This window comes from Dactylosporangium sp. CA-052675 (genome assembly GCF_050947935.1).
Lineage (GTDB): Bacteria > Actinomycetota > Actinomycetes > Mycobacteriales > Micromonosporaceae > Dactylosporangium.
In genome coordinates this window covers 2195419-2210115 of record NZ_CP192010.1, presented here as the reverse complement: position 1 = coordinate 2210115, position 14697 = coordinate 2195419, and the positions used below count along the sequence as shown (strand labels likewise).

General features: G+C 71.2%; 13 protein-coding genes. 4 read left to right on the top strand and 9 right to left on the bottom strand.

Going from position 1 to position 14697, the window contains the following annotated elements:
- Positions 1-34: 34 nt before the first annotated feature.
- From ACQP1P_RS09935 to ACQP1P_RS09905, 7 genes are all read right to left on the bottom strand, one after another.
- Positions 35-628, bottom strand: coding sequence for a bifunctional 4-hydroxy-2-oxoglutarate aldolase/2-dehydro-3-deoxy-phosphogluconate aldolase (locus tag ACQP1P_RS09935; RefSeq protein ID WP_433085230.1), 594 nt, complete (start codon positions 626-628; stop codon positions 35-37).
- Positions 625-1350, bottom strand: a complete 726-nt coding sequence (locus ACQP1P_RS09930) for an SDR family NAD(P)-dependent oxidoreductase (protein ID WP_433085228.1) — start codon at positions 1348-1350, stop codon at positions 625-627. Before ACQP1P_RS09930 ends, ACQP1P_RS09935 begins: the two co-directional genes overlap by 4 nt.
- A complete protein-coding gene (locus tag ACQP1P_RS09925) occupies positions 1347-2627 on the bottom strand; it encodes an ABC transporter substrate-binding protein (protein WP_433085226.1) in 1281 nt (426 codons plus the stop codon). Before ACQP1P_RS09925 ends, ACQP1P_RS09930 begins: the two co-directional genes overlap by 4 nt.
- A gap of 24 nt (positions 2628-2651) precedes the next feature.
- On the bottom strand, positions 2652-3539 hold the full coding sequence (locus ACQP1P_RS09920; protein ID WP_433085224.1) for a carbohydrate ABC transporter permease: 888 nt from the start codon (positions 3537-3539) through the stop codon (positions 2652-2654).
- A complete protein-coding gene (locus tag ACQP1P_RS09915; protein WP_433085222.1) occupies positions 3536-4099 on the bottom strand; it encodes a hypothetical protein in 564 nt (187 codons plus the stop codon). Before ACQP1P_RS09915 ends, ACQP1P_RS09920 begins: the two co-directional genes overlap by 4 nt.
- Positions 4096-5025, bottom strand: coding sequence for a carbohydrate ABC transporter permease (locus ACQP1P_RS09910; protein ID WP_433085220.1), 930 nt, complete (start codon positions 5023-5025; stop codon positions 4096-4098). Before ACQP1P_RS09910 ends, ACQP1P_RS09915 begins: the two co-directional genes overlap by 4 nt.
- 447 nt (positions 5026-5472) lie before the next feature.
- Positions 5473-6300: an IclR family transcriptional regulator gene (locus tag ACQP1P_RS09905; RefSeq protein WP_433085218.1), complete on the bottom strand. Its 828-nt coding sequence runs from the start codon at positions 6298-6300 to the stop codon at positions 5473-5475.
- A 404-nt stretch (positions 6301-6704) separates the two neighbouring features.
- Here ACQP1P_RS09905 and ACQP1P_RS09900 point away from each other — a divergent pair, with 404 nt between their 5' ends.
- Genes ACQP1P_RS09900 through ACQP1P_RS09885 form a run of 4 tightly spaced genes read left to right on the top strand, consistent with a single transcriptional unit; the run spans position 6705 to position 11586 of the window.
- Positions 6705-7847: a mandelate racemase/muconate lactonizing enzyme family protein gene (locus tag ACQP1P_RS09900; RefSeq protein ID WP_433085216.1), complete on the top strand. Its 1143-nt coding sequence runs from the start codon at positions 6705-6707 to the stop codon at positions 7845-7847.
- Entirely contained in the window at positions 7844-8737 is an 894-nt protein-coding gene (locus tag ACQP1P_RS09895; RefSeq protein WP_433085214.1) for a dihydrodipicolinate synthase family protein, read from the top strand. The genes ACQP1P_RS09900 and ACQP1P_RS09895 overlap by 4 nt, the downstream gene beginning before the upstream one ends.
- Positions 8734-10284, top strand: a complete 1551-nt coding sequence (locus ACQP1P_RS09890; protein WP_433085212.1) for a PfkB family carbohydrate kinase — start codon at positions 8734-8736, stop codon at positions 10282-10284. Before ACQP1P_RS09895 ends, ACQP1P_RS09890 begins: the two co-directional genes overlap by 4 nt.
- A 12-nt stretch (positions 10285-10296) precedes the next feature.
- Positions 10297-11586 (top strand): methyl-accepting chemotaxis protein, encoded by a 1290-nt coding sequence (locus ACQP1P_RS09885; protein ID WP_433085210.1) that lies wholly within the window; start codon positions 10297-10299, stop codon positions 11584-11586.
- 698 nt (positions 11587-12284) lie between these two features.
- Here the strand turns inward: ACQP1P_RS09885 and ACQP1P_RS09880 are convergent.
- Both ACQP1P_RS09880 and ACQP1P_RS09875 read right to left on the bottom strand, forming a co-directional pair.
- The gene (locus ACQP1P_RS09880) at positions 12285-13535 is read right to left on the bottom strand and encodes an MFS transporter (RefSeq protein ID WP_433085208.1); all 1251 of its coding nucleotides are present in this window, start codon (positions 13533-13535) and stop codon (positions 12285-12287) included.
- 34 nt (positions 13536-13569) lie between these two features.
- Positions 13570-14397: a YhjD/YihY/BrkB family envelope integrity protein gene (locus tag ACQP1P_RS09875; RefSeq protein ID WP_433085206.1), complete on the bottom strand. Its 828-nt coding sequence runs from the start codon at positions 14395-14397 to the stop codon at positions 13570-13572.
- Positions 14398-14697 lie beyond the last annotated feature (300 nt).

The window sequence follows — 14697 nt, the reverse complement described above, 5'->3', positions numbered from 1 at the left end:
GTGAGAACCTCCCTTCGCATGGAATTTTCCCTGGTCAGAGGGTGCTGAGGACCTCCAGGAGCGGGGCGAGGCCGCCCTCGCGGGTGACCGCGCCGCCGACGCCGAGGGCCCCCGCGCCCGCGGCGAGGTATTCGCGGGCGTTGTGGGCGCCGACCCCGCCGGTCGCGACGAACCGGGCCTCGGGGAACGGGCCGCGCATCTCGCGCAGCCAGCCCGGGCCGAGCGAACCGGCCGGGAAAGCCTTGAGCCAGCCGCAGCCGGCGTTGAGCGCGTGGTGCACCTCCGAGGCGGTGGCGACCCCGGGCAGGTGCGGCAGCCCGGCGTCGTGGCTGGCCCGCACGACGTCGAGGTCGAGCCCGGGCGCGACGGTGAACCGGGCCCCGGCCGCGACCGCCTGGGCGACGTGCTCGGCGCTGCGCACCGTGCCGGCCCCGACGAGCGCCGGGGCCGGCGCGGTGTCCGCGAGCGCCCGCAGGCAGTCGAGGGCCTCCGCGTTCTGGATCGGCACCTCGACCACGCCGAGGCCGCTGTCCCACACCGCCCGGGCGAGCTCCAGCGCCCGCGCCACGGGCACGCCGCGGAGGATGGCGACCAGCGGCCGTGCGTGCAGCAGCTCGTCGAACGTCATGACGGTCCTTCCTGGAGTGGGGGCAGGCCGAGCTTGGCTCGTGGGCCGGGGCGGAGCAGGGCGGCGGTCTGGGCCGCGCCGGCGCCGCCGTCGAGGACGAGTTCGGTGCCGGTGAGGTAGGGGGCGGTGAGTGTGTAGGAGACGGCGGCGGCGATGTCGTCGGGGGTGCCGAGGTGCTGGGTTTCCTGGAGGCGGGCGAGGTCGTGGGGGTCGGTGAGGCGAGTTTCGGTGTCGGGGGTGCGGACCCAGGCGGGGGTGATGGTGACGGCGCGGATGTCGTACCGGCGGTAGTCGACGGCGAGCTGGCGGGTGAACGCGGCGAGGGCGGCCTTGGCGGCGCTGTAGGCCGGCAGGCCGGGGAAGTGGCGGGTGGCGTGGATGGAGCCGATGGTGACGATGACGCCGTGGCGCCGCTCGATCATGCCGGGCAGTACGGCGCGGGCGCACAGGAACGCGGAGGTGAGGTTGGTGTCGAGGACCCGGTGCCAGTCGGCGAGGGTCGTGTCGTGTGCCGGTGTGCCGGTGGTGACCCCGGCGCAGTGCACCAGGGCCGCCACCGGGCCGATGCCGCCGAGCGCGGCCGTGACGCCGGCCTCGGTGGTGAGGTCGCCGTCGGCGCGGTCGACGCCGTGGACGTCGAACCCGTCGGCGGCGAGCCGGGCCGCGACCGCCGAGCCGATCCCGCCGGCCGCCCCCGTCACCACCGCCCTGCCCCCGCTCACTTGATGAGGTCGTTCATCCGGTCGCGGGCCGAGGTCAGCGCCTCTTTGACCTGTTTCTTGCCGATGAGGATGGACTGGACCTCTTCGGCGAGGACTTTCTCCATCTGGGAGAACTGTGGGTAGACCCAGAACGGGCTCGCGCTGGAGTTCGCGCCGATCTGTGCGGTGAACTGGGTGGCGAACGTGTCGTTGCGCACCGCCGCGTCGGCCAGCCCCGCGTTGGTGGTCGGCGGCAGGCCGGTCTTGGTGAACCAGTCGATGGTGTAGCTCTTGTCGGTGGTGATGGTCTTGGCGAAGGTCGCGGCGGCGGCCGCGCCGGCGCCGTTGATGACCGCGATGACCTGCCCCCACGCGAGGTGCCGCGGCTTGTCCCCGGCGTTGCGCACCGGCCGCGCGAGCGGTGTCATCTTGGCGGCGAGGTCCTTGTCCGGCGACGACTTGGCCACCGTCGCCTTGCCGCCGATCGCGTCCTCGTAGAACGCGGTCCGGCCCTGCGACATGAGCGCCCGCGCATCGACCCGGTTCACGTCCGGCGCGATCAGTTTCTGGTCATACAGCTTCTTGTACCAGCTCAGCGCCTCGACACTGCCGTCGTCACCGATCACGATCCTGTTGTCCCGCACGATCGGCGACCCGAACGCCCACATCCACGGAATAATGTCCTTGAGCTGATCCACCTTCGTCATCCCCGCCCACGGCACGATCCCGCCGCCCAGACCCTTCACCGCCGTGAGCGCCGCCTCGAACTCCGCGACCGTCTTCGGCAGGCCGGTGACCCCGGCCCTGGTGAGCAACTCGGTGTTCGCGATCAGACCGATCCCGGCGAACGTCCACGGCAGCCCGTACTGCACCCCGTTCGACTGCCCCAGCGCCAGCGCGGCCGGGGCGTAGTCCAGCCCGCCCGCCACACTCCTGACATCCAGCAACTTCCCCGTCGCGGCCAGCGTGGCCAGCCACGCGACGTCGAGCTGGACCACACCCTTGAGCTGACCACCCTGCACCTGCAACAACACCTGGTTCAGATAGTCGTTGTACGGATACGACGGCGTCGTGATCTTCACCCCGGCGTTCGCCGCGGTGTACGTGCCGATGGCGTCCTGCATCGGCTGTTTCGTGACCGCCTCGTTGAACGACCACGACGTGAACGGGAACTCCCGCACCCCGTCGTCCTTGAGACCGTCGGTGCCCGCGGGGGTCGGGGCCTGAGTGGAAGGGGCGCAGGCAGCCAGCGTCGACAAGCCGAGCGCGCCCAGAAACGTGCGGCGGGAAATGCTCATGTGTCACTCCAATGCGGGGGGTGTTCAGCCCTTCACAGCACCGGCGGTGAGCCCGGCGACCAGATAGCGCTGCAACACGGTGAAACCGACGACAACGGGCAGCGAAACCACCAGCGACGCGGCCATCAGATCCGGCCACGCGGTCTCGAACTCGCCCAGAAACGTGTTCACCAGACCCGGCGGCAGCGTCTGCCTGTCCGGACCGGCAAGCGTGAGCGCGAACATGAAATCGTTCCAGCCCCGGATGAACGCGAACAACCCCGTCGCCACCAGCCCCGGCAACGACACCGGCAACAGAATCCGATGGATGATCGCACCCTGCCCAGCCCCGTCGACCTTCGCCGCCTCGATCAACTCATCCGGGATCGTGTCGAAGAACCCCTTCAACATCCACACACACAACGGCAACGTGAACGTCGTGAACGACAAAATCAACGCCAGATACGAATTGAGCAGACCCGCCTGACTGAACACCAGATACAACGTGATGAGCAACAGAGCCTGCGGGAACATCTGCGACGCCAGCACCAGATACATCAGCGAACGACGACCCCGATAGCGGAACTTCGCGAACGAATACCCGGTATAGGCCGACACGACCACCGTCAGGACCGCGGTCACCGCCGAGACAATCAGGGAGTTGAGGAGGTATTTGAGCAGCTTCGGATTCTCGAAGATGCCGCCGAAATGCTCGAACGTGACACGGTCGGGAAAGACGTGCGGCGGGAAACGGAACACATCCTGCGTCGGGGTCAACGCCGTGACCAACACCCAGTAGATCGGGCCGAACGCGAACACGCCGACGATCGCGACGGTGGTCGCGGCGAGCAGCGTGCGCGGGCGGCGGGGCTTGCGCGATTCCGGCACCGCCGGCGGGGCCGGCTCGGTCCGGACGAGTTCCTGCACGGTCATGTGCGCTCACTCCGCTCGAACGGACAGACTTGAACGGCCGCGGTGGGGGTCGCGGCCGATGACACGCGCGGCGTGTGCTGCTTGCGCGTTTCCGGCGTTGCCGTCAGGCGCGACCTACGCGCCTCCGTCACGGCGTGCGCCTTGCGCGTTTCCGGCGTTACCGTCAGGCGCGACCCGCGCACCTGCGTCACGGCGTGCGCCTCGCGCGTTTCCGGCGTTACCGTCAGGCGCGACCCGCGCACCTGCGTCACGGCGTGCGCCTCGCGCGTTTCCGGCGTTACCGTCAGGCGCGACCCGCGCACCTCCGTCACGGCGTGCGCCTCGCGCGTTTCCGGCGTTACCGTCAGGCGCGACCCGCGCACCTCCGTCACGGCGTGCGCCTCGCGCGTTTCCGGCGTTACCGTCAGGCGCGACCCGCGCACCTCCGTCACGGCGTGCGCCTCGCGCGTCTCCGGCCCGGTCATGCGCGACCTACGCATCTCCGCTTGGCCGCCACTCACCGCCGACACCGCCACGGCGCGCGCCATGCGCGTTTCGCGCACGAACTCCTGCACGCTCATGCACGCTCCCCCCGTTCGGACAGCCGCACGTACACAACGGTCAGCACGAGGATGAGCACCAGCCAGAGAGCGCCGAGCGCGCTCGCGTTGCCGAGGTCGAAGGCCTTGAACGCGGTGTCGTACACGGCCACGGCGAACGTCGTCGTCGAACCGGCCGGACCACCACCCGTGAGCACATAGATCATGTCGAAGTGCTGCACGTTCCAGATCACCTCGAGCAGCACGACGATCCCGAGAATCCCCCGCAGATGCGGCAACGTCACATGCCAGAACCGCGCCACCGCACCGGCCCCGTCCAACGCCGCGGCCTCATGCAACGCCGACGGCACCGTCTGCAGACCCGCCAGCAGCATCACCATGATCCACGGAAAGCTCGCCCAGCTCTTGGCCACGATGATCGCCGCCATCGCGGTGTCCGGCCGGCCGAGCCACGTGATCGGCTCGTCCGTCAGGTGCAGCGTGGTGAGCAACCCGTTGAGCAGGCCGTAGTTCGCATTGAAGATCCACAGCCAGATGAACGACACGACCACGCCGGGGATGACCCACGGCATCAGGAACAGGCCGCGGAGCACGGCCCGCCCGCGGAGGCGCGTGTTGAGCGCGAGGGCCAGGGCGAGGCCGATGACCACCGGTACGACCGTCGAGCCGACCGTGAACACGATCGTGTGCCCGAGGACGGGCCAGAAGTTCTGGTGCAGCACCGCGGTGAAGTTGTCGAGCCCGACGAACGAGCGCCCCGGGAGCACGAGGCTCTGCTTGAACATGCTCGTACTGAGCGCGCCGATGAGCGGATACAGCACAACGGCACCGAGTAGCGCGAGGGCCGGAAGCGTGAGGAGGAACCCGAACGTGCGGTCCTTCAGCCCGTGCCCGTGCCCGCGCTCACCGAGCCGCTGCGCGGGCACGGCTTCTGCACGTTCACTCATCGCGCCACCTCCATTCGCGCACCGAACCCGCGGCGGCCCAACCCTGCGCGTTCACGCACCACGACCCGCCCGATCGCGCGCCCACCCACTGACGACCGCCTCGTCGCGCACTCGTCCACCGCGGCCGGCCCACTCGCACGCCCACGCACCAGCGGCCCGGTTCCGGCGGCCTCGCCCACCCCAGCGGGCCCACCCGCGCGCTCACACACCAGCGACCGCATTCCTGCGCGCTCACACGTCGGGGCGCGCCGACCCGCGCGCTCACACACCAGCGACCGCCCTCGTACACGCTCGCTCATCGCGCCACCTCCGTTCGCGCACCGCACGCGCGGCGGCCCAAGCCTGCGCGTTCACGCATCGCGACCTGCCCGTTCGCGCACCCACGCGCCGGCGGCCGGGTCTCCGCACGCTCGCTCATCACGGGTCGTCCGTTCGCGCCACGCTCGCTCATCGCGGGTCGTCCGTTCGCGCCATGCTCGCGGGGAAGGCGCCCTGGTGGCCCGGGCCCACGTAGCCGAGGCCGATGCTGATCGAGTCCGCGGCCTCGATGACGCTGCGCGCCAGGTCGGACTCGCGGTTCGGCAGGTCGATCGCCGACAGCGGGCCGGAGACCGACAGGGCCGCCGCCACGCCGCCGGTCGCGTCGCGAATCGGAGCGGCGAGGCAGGCCCGGCCCAGCGCCAGCTCCTCGACCTCGGAGAAGTACCCGCGCGCGAGCGACTTCTGGATCTCGGCGTCGAGGGCTTCATGGTCGGTGATGGTCCTGGGGGTGTACGACATCAGGAACGGGCCGGGGAGAATCTCCCGGCGCTCCCCCGGCTCGACGCCGCTGAGCAGCGCCTTGCCCAGACCCGTGGCGTGCAGCGGGTTGTGCTGCCCGGCGAGGGTGAACGAGCGCGGCGCCTGCCGTCCCTCGAAGTTGAGCAGGTAGAAGAGGCGCACGTCGCGGCGGACGGCGACGTTGACGCCGAGGCCGACCTCGGCCGCGAGGTTCTGCGCGATCTGGCGCGCCTCGCGGTGCACGGGATGGGCGTTGAGCACGGCGCCCCCGAGGCTCACCGTGTCCAGGCCCAGGCGGTAGAGGCCGCTGATCGGGTCGCGGTCGACGAAGCCCGCCGCCTCCAGCGTCCCCAGCAGCCGCGAAGCCGTGGAGAGGCCGAGGTCGGCGAGCTTGGCGACGTCGGAGACGCGCAGCTCGCTCCGGCCGGTCGTGAACACCCGCAGGACCGTGAGCGCGCGGTCGACGCTCTGGTTGCTTCCGGCATCCGCTGCCATCGGGCCCTCTCTCGGGGGTCTGCTGATCTGCTGTGTCGCGCTCGCTCACGCAGGCGCGTTCGTTCGTGCGCGGTGACGCTCACTCGCGCAAGCGCCGCCGATCTCGCCCGGATGGCACCTGCCCTCGCGAGGACAAGCACCGTCCGATGGAACCGTTCGCCTCGCGAAGGTCCGGCAGAGCGGTGCTTGCCCTCGCGAGGGCGAGCACCGTCCGATGGGACCCGCCCGTCCTCGCGAAGGTCCGGCCAGAACGGCGCGTGCCTCGCGATGGGTACTACTGGGTGAAACCTGCTCGCCCGGGAGTCCTTCACGAGAGCCCCCAGGTTGACTCTGGAAATTGCTTGCGCGATACGGAAAGATATCCCGCATGTTGCAAGCGGTCAACCGCAATGTGGGGATGCCTTGTGAAGATCGTTGATGTGGCCACCTGGGCGGTGAAGCTGCGCGGCGAGGACGTCTATCTCGGCGCGGCGACCCGGGAGGCCTCGGACCGCCCGTACTACCGGCGCCCGCCCTGGCGCAGCCTCTACTCGGACCGCTACGAGACCATGATCGTGCGGCTGACCTGCGACGACGGCACCGTCGGGTGGGGCGAGTGCCTGGCTCCGGTCGGCCCCGAGGTACCACAGGCGATCGTCGACCGGCTCCTCGCCCCGATCCTGCTGGGAGCCGACCCGCGCCCCGTGCGACCGCTCTGGGCAAGGCTGTCCGGACTCATGCGCGAGCGCGGGCACCTCGGCGGGCACCAGGCCGACGCCCTCGCGGCGGTGGACGTCGCGCTGTGGGACCTGGCCGGCAAGGCGGCCGGCCTCCCGGTGTACGCCCTGCTCGGCGGCGCCTTCCGGGACACCGTGCCGACGTACGTGTCGGGCCTTCCGGTGCCGGACGACGAGGCCCGGGCCGCGCTTGCCCGCAACTGGCTTGCACAGGGTGCAACTCGCGTGAAGCTGCACCTCGGACACGGGGTCGAGCGAGACCTCGCGACCTACGACGCCGTGGCCGCCACCGGGATGACGGTCGCCGTGGACGCGCACTGGGCGTACGACCTCGCCGACGCCCTCCGGCTCGGGCGTGCCCTGGACGAGCGGGGGGCCTGGTTCCTCGAGGCGCCGCTGGTCCCGGAGGACCTCGAGGCCCACCGCGAACTCGCCGCCGCTCTGACCACGCCGGTGGCGGTCGGTGAAGCATTGCGACATCGGTACGAATTCCGGCTCTGGATGCAGCATCGAGCACTCGACCTTGCACAACCGGACATCGGCCGGACCGGCATCACCGAGGCGATGGCGATCGCCGAGGTCGCCGCAGCCTTCCACCTGCCGGTCGCGCCGCATCACTCGGTCGGGCTCGGCGTGGTCCTGGCCGCGGGCCTGCACGTGGCCGCCGCGATCGAGGCGATGCCGGCGTTCGAGTTCCAGCCCGGCCCCTTCCCCGTCGCGAACCGCATCCTGACCACCCCGCTCGCCGGCGGCCCCGGCTCGTTCCCGCTCCCGACGGCCCCCGGACTCGGGGTCGACGTCGACATCAGTGCTCTCGTGGAGGATCAGTGACCCGCTCGTCCGATGTCCGTGGCCTCATTCCGGTGCTCGCCACGCCGTTCCAGCCCGGCGGCGCGCTCGATCTGGACAGCCTGCGCCGGCTGGTTGCGTTCTCCGTGTCCGCCGGCGTTGACGGAGTGGCCGTGTTCGGCTTTGCGAGCGAGGGTTTCTCCCTGAGCGCGGCGGAGCGGCAGCAGATTCTGGCAGCGGTACTGTCCGAGCTCCCCGACACCATCCCCGTCATCGCCGGCATCTCCGCGACCGGCACCACGGACGCGATCGCGCAGTCCCACGCGGCGGCCGAGGCCGGGGCCACCGTCGGCATGGTGATCCCGCCGTACATGGTGAAGCCCTCCCCCAGCCAGATCGTCGACTTCTACGGCACCGTGGCCACCGAGGGCGGACTGCCCGTGATGGTCCAGGACGCGCCGGCGTCCACCGGGATCAACCTGCCGGTACCGCTGATCGTCGAGCTCTCCAAACTCGACGGCGTCACCTCCGTGAAGATTGAGACCCAGCCGACGGCCCCGAAGCTCGGCAACGTGGTGGACGCGACCGCCGATGACTTCCTGGTGCTGGGTGGTCAAAACGCACTGTTCGTACTGGAGGAATATGCACGCGGCGCCGCAGGCACCATGCCCGCGGGCGAGTTCCCGGACCTCCTCGCCCCCGTACTCGCCACCTTCGCGTCCGGCGACGCCCCGGCCGCCCGAGCCGCCTTCAACCGGCTGCTGCCGCTGATCCGGTTCGGCCTGCAGCCGGGCATCGCGTGGTCGATCCACAAACACGTCCTGCTCCGCCGCGGCGTGATCGCCTCGGCGGCGGTGCGCTCCCCCGCGACCGACGCCGACCCGGCGACCCTCGCGGCGCTGGACGACATCCTCACGGACCTGGGCCTGTGACCGGCGAGCCGGGCGCCGCCGGGCCGCGGCCGGGCGAGCCGGACACTGCCGGGCCGCAACTCGGCAAGCCGGGCACCGCCGGGCCGCGGCTGAGCGAGACGGACACTGCCGGGCCGCGGCCGGGCGAGCCGGACACCACCGGGCCGCAACTCGGCAAGCCGGGCACCGCCGGGCCGCGGCTGAGCGAGACGGACACTGCCGGGCCGCGGCCGGGCGAGCCGGACACCACCGGGCCGCAACTCGGCAAGCCGGGCACCGCCGGGCCGCGGCTGAGCGAGACGGACACCACCGGGCTGCAACTCGGCAAGCCGGGCACCGCCGAGCCGCGTTTAGGCGAGCCGGGCGCCGTCGGGCCACGGGTAGGCGAACCGGACACTGCCGGGCCATGCCTAGGCCAGACGGGCGCTACTCGCGGTGCTCTGGACGCGGTCGGCGGCCCTGGCGACAGAGGCGGCGCAAGCACCACCGGGACCGCAAACACCGCGAACACCCCGCGCACCGCCGACACCATGACCACCGCGGCCACTGCTTCCGGCGGCCTCGGCTCTCTTCCGCGCGGGCCCATCGTCGTCGGGCTCGGCGAGGCGATGGTGCTCTTCCAACCCGCGAGCGGCGAGTCGCTGGCGTCGTGCTCGACGACGACGGTCCACGTGGCCGGCGCCGAGCTCAACCTGCTCGCGGCCGCACGGCGAGCCGGGGTGCGCGCGGCGTTCTGCAGCCGGGTCGGGGCCGACCCGTTCGGGGAGCGGGTACTCGCGGCCGCGGCCGCGCTCGGGGTCGAAACCGATCTCGTCGCGGTCGACGCCGCGCGGCCGACCGGGGTCTTCGCCAAGGACGTGCGCGACGACGGTGCCCGGCGCGTGTACTACTACCGCAACGGTTCGGCCGCGTCCGCAATGGACGAAAACGACGCCGAACGCGCACTGAACGTGCAACCCGCGATCATCGCGGTGTCCGGGCTCACCGCCGCGCTGGGGGACGGCCCCCGGCGGGCGGTGGCGCGGCTGGGGCGGGCGGTGGCGCGACCGGGGCGGGCGCCGGGAGTACGACTGGCTCTGGATCCGAACCTGCGCCCAGGACTGCCGCCGGTGACGGACCTGTTGCGGGAGTTGCTGCCGGTGACCACATTTCTGCTGCTCGGAATCGACGAGGCCGGGCCGCTGCTGGGCACCGAGGAGCCGCGCGAGGTGTTCCGGCGGGCGGCGGCGGCCGGGGTGCGCGAGGTGGTGCTGAAAGCGGGGGCGGACGGGTGCTGGTACGCGGGCTCCGACGGTCCGGTGCACATGCCGACAGCCGCGGTGCGCGTTGTGGATCCGGTTGGGGGCGGAGACGCGTTCGCTGGTGCATACCTCGCTGCGCGTCTGTGCAACATCGGTCCCCGCGGCGCGGCGTGGCTCGGCACGCGCTTCGCCGCGGGCGTGATCGCGGCGCCCGGCGATACTGATGGGCTGCCCGAGGCCGCTGATGCCGCCGTACTGGTTGAGGCGGCGCGCCTACAGACGGACTCCGGTCTGCCGATGAAACGGACAGATCCGATCAGTACGTAGGGGGCCAACACCATGCCCGGAGTGCTCTCCTGGCTCATGCCGAAGGTCCGGCTCAGCGACGCCGCGTTCCGGTCCCGGCACCGAGCGCTGACCGTGGTGCTGTGGCTGCACGTACCCGTGCTGATCGTGGTCGCGCTCGCAAATGGACACTCCGTCGTGGGCAATCATGTGCACGACGAGGCCTGGCTTGTCTGGTCCTTCATCGCGAGTGTCGTGTTGTGCGCGATGTGGGGCGGAATCGCGCGTTCACGCCGCGGCGGCTCCATCGCCGTGTCCCTCGGCATGCTGTTCGCCGCGATGGCGCTCGTTCACGCCGGCAACGGCCTCACCGACCTGCACTTCCACTTCTTCGTCGTGCTCGGGCTGGTCAGCCTCTATCAGGACTGGGTCCCGCTCTTCCTGGGCATCCTGCTCACCGGCGCCCACCACCTGGCGATCGGCATGTCGATGGCCGAGATGGTGTACTCCACGCCGACCGCCCACGCCCACCCGATCTGGTTCTCGCTGCTGCACATCGCGTTCGTTGTGGGGATGTGCGCGACGCAGCTGACGTACTGGCGCTTCGCGGCGGCGGCCGAGGCCGAGGCCGACATCGAGCGCGAGCGGCTCGCGCGCGAGAACCAGGAGCAGTTGCGCGCCGCGGCCGAGAGCGCGACGCAACGCGAGGAGCAGGCCGCGGCGAACGCCTCCGAGCAGGTCGCGCGCAGCGAGCAGCTCGGCCGCCGGCTCGAGACGGTGCTCGCCGACGTGGCCGATGCCGGCGTACGCCTCGGCGCGGAGGCCGGCTCGGCGATGGAGTCGTTCCAGTCCGCGCTCGCCGGCATGAACACGACCGTGCAGGGCGCGGTGCACGATGTCGAAGCGGCGCTCACCGACTCCAACCATGCGCGAACGGTCATCGGCGAGCTGGAAACGTCCATCTCCGACATCGCCACCGTCGCCGGGCTGATCCAGGCGGTCGCCGACCAGACGAAGCTCCTGGCGCTGAACGCGACGATCGAGGCGGCGCGGGCGGGCGAGGCGGGCAAGGGCTTCGGCGTGGTCGCCAACGAGGTCAAGGAGCTGGCGGCGCAGACGGCCGCGGCGACGAGCCGCATCGAGACCACGGTCGGCCAGGTCACGGCGGGCGCTTCGGCGGCGGCCTCGGCGGTCGGCGGCGTGGCGGCCCGGCTGGGCACCGTGGCCACAGCTCAACGCGAGGTGGCGGCTTCACTGCACGAACAGACGAACCTGGCTGCAACAACGCGCAGCTCGGTGGCGGCGGCAGCGGAGAAGGTGAGCGCAACCGCGCACCAGTCGTGACTGGCCGGTCCGCTCGCCGGCGAGCCGGCGGTCTCGGCCTTGAAGTTGTCGAACAGGACGAGGTGCACGGCGGCAGCCCGCGTGCCGAACGTTGGCATTGACCGCTTTCAAAAGCACCGGAGGACTTGCGGCTGGCGACCACCACGTCCTCCCTGGCACCTGCCCAGGCACACTCCCCACCGGCGCTGACCCGTGGCGCTCGCAGCAGGTGCCAATCCTCCGTGCTCACCGCAAGCAGACTTTCCCCGCAGCGCTCACCCCGCGCACTGCCCGGCGACGCCCGCACGCACGTGTTGCACGCGACGCTCGGGCTCGCCGAGCGAACGCTGCGGTGATTCGCGTGCGGGATGGCGAGATCGTGTCCTACCGCGACTACCTCACCCCGCTCGCACTGGCAGCCGCATGCGAATGATCCCGGCGGGTGAGCGCGGGCTCGGCGGCTCGTGACCCGCTGGAGCGACCGCCGGAGGCCGGGTGCGCGAACGAGCGTCCGTTTCCGCTCGGTGTTGCGTCGGTGCGTTGCCTACGACTCGCGCAGGGGCGGGTGCGCGACTGCGCGTAGTGCGCGGCTGAGTATTGCTCCGGTGCGTTGCCAGCGCGCCGTGCGGGAGCGGGTGCGCGACCGCGCGTAGTGCGCGGCTGAGTGTTCCTCCGGTGCGTTGCCAGCGACTCGTGCAGTAGCGGGGCGCGAATGAGCGTCAGCTCGCGGCTTCCGGGGTTGCCGGCGTCGCCGAGGTCGCTGGGGTCGTCGTCGGGTCCGGGGCGTGGGTGCGGAACGACGGGGACAGCACCACGATGCCCGCGGCAAGCAGCGCGGGCACCACGAAGGCCCAGCGCAGCGACAGGCTCTCGGCCACCGCGCCGATCAAGCCCGCGCCGACCACGAAACCGACATAGTTGAACAGGTTGACGCGCGCGATGGCGATGCCGGTGCCGGCCGGGTCCAGGCGACCCGCCGCCGAGAAGGACTGCGGTACGACCAGGGACAGGCCCAGGCCCACCACCGCGAAGCCCGCGATGCTCAGGGCCGGTGTCGTCGACGCGGCCACCAGGATCAGGCCGAGGCCGCCGACCACGCCGCCGACCGACACCACCATCGTCGGGCTGAAGCGGCTCACGAGGCGGTCGCCCGCGGTGCGGCCGACGAGCATCGTCGCCTGGTACGCGGCGAGGCCGAGCGCGGCCACCGCCGTACTCGCGTGCAGGGCCTTCTCGATGAAGACCGAGCTCCAGTTGGACACGGCCGAGTCGGCGATGAACATGAGCATCATCGCGATGCCGATCGCGATGATCGGGCGCCACGGGATCGTCGCCTCCGCCGCGGCCACTGTCGCGGCCGGGATCTCCTGCGCCTCCTCGGCCTTGCGGAGCTGTCCGGGGCCCGCGATCAGGGCGAGGATCGCGCCCACCACGGCGACCGTCGCCAGCGACGCGCCGATCGACCAGCCCAGATGCGCGGTACCGGACGTGGCGAGTGCGCCCAGGATGGCGCCCGCGCTCCAGACGGCGTGGAAGGAGTTGAGGACGGGCCGGCCGTAGCGGCGCTCCACGCCCACGCCCTGCATGTTCATGGTCGCGTCGACGAGTCCGAGCATGAGGCCGACGAACGCCAGCGCGAAGTACAGGTGCCAACGCTCGGCGGCGAAACCTGTCACGGTGATGGCCAGCGCCACGCCGGGGCCGCCCGCGCGCAGCACCGGCGAGCTGCCGAAACGCGTGGTGAGCAGGCCCGCGACCACGCTGCCGACGCCGGCGACGACGGGCACAGCCAGGAGCACCAGGGAGAGCTGGGTGTCGTCGAAGCCGAAGCGTTTCTGCAGGCTCGCGACCTGGGTGAGCAGGCCGGCGAAGCAGAAACCTTGCACGAAGTACGCACCGGCGACGGCGATTCGTGCACGACGGTCGCGCGCGGTGGCCTCGGGGCTCACGCTGGCGGAGAGCTCATCCACAGGCCGGCTCCTCATACGCGACAGAGAAGTGAAATTAGTTCGGAAGCATTGTCGACCGCGCGGCGGAACGCAAGAGCAGCAGACGGTGTGCTTGAACGGTCGCGGCATAGCCGACGAGTGTGAGCATATGAAAGAGGTACAGCCACAAACCGACAGCGACCGTTGCACCAACGGCGTCGAGACCGCCGAACGGGGCGCCGAGGTTCAGCGGCAATGTCCAGAAGAGCACAAAACCGTGCGCGAATCCGGAGACATTCGCGGCGGTGAATGAGCCGACGGCCGCAGTGACCGCCCAGCCGGGGCGGAGGGGTGCGATCAGGCGGTACACGAGGATGAACACCGGACTGAGCACGAGCCAGACGATCAGGAAGCTCAGGACCACCGACCAGACCGCCGTCCAGCCGCCCGCGTGCAGAAGACGCGCGGGCGCGTTGAGCGCGGCGAGCAGTGCAAGCACGAGCACCGGGCCGCACGCGAGCAGTGGTAGCACCAGGATGCGCCCACGCCAGCCGACGGCCGCGCCGCCCGGCTCGCCGGACAGCGACGCGAGGGCGCGGCGCAGGCCCTCGCCGTACAGCGTGGCCGGGACCAGCGCGACCAGGGTCAGCCACCAGGTCATGGACACTCCGGCGGTGAGCAGCACGCTCGCGCCCGCGGCCATGCGCTCGGGCATGGCCGCGATCACCGGTTCGGCCAGGTGCCGCACCCGGCCGGGTCCGGCGACGGCGGCGGCCAGGCGCAGCACCAGCAACGCGACCGGCACCACGGCGATCCCCGCGTAGAAGGTAACCGCGGCGGCGTGCAGGTTGAGGTCGCGGCCTTGGAAGAAGCGCGCGACGAGCCTGGCGAAGCGGACGATCACTCCGGTGAAGTACCCCGCGGGGCGGTGGGCGGAACGGGCGACTGTTCGCGCGGTGCGTACGTGCGTGCCGCTGATCGCTTGACGGCGTGTTCGGCGCCGTTCGCGCGGTCTTGGCTGCTCGAACGCTTGTCGCCCTTCGTGGGGCGAACACTCCGGCGGTTAGCTCGGTCAGTTTCGGGCGTGACTGCTCGCGCAGCACCTACATGCAACGCGGCGCACGTCGGCCCCTGCCCACATCGCTGCGGTGAACGTCCACGTGGCCGCTGTACTTCGGTCGCGGCCGGCGCGTACCCCGACGAG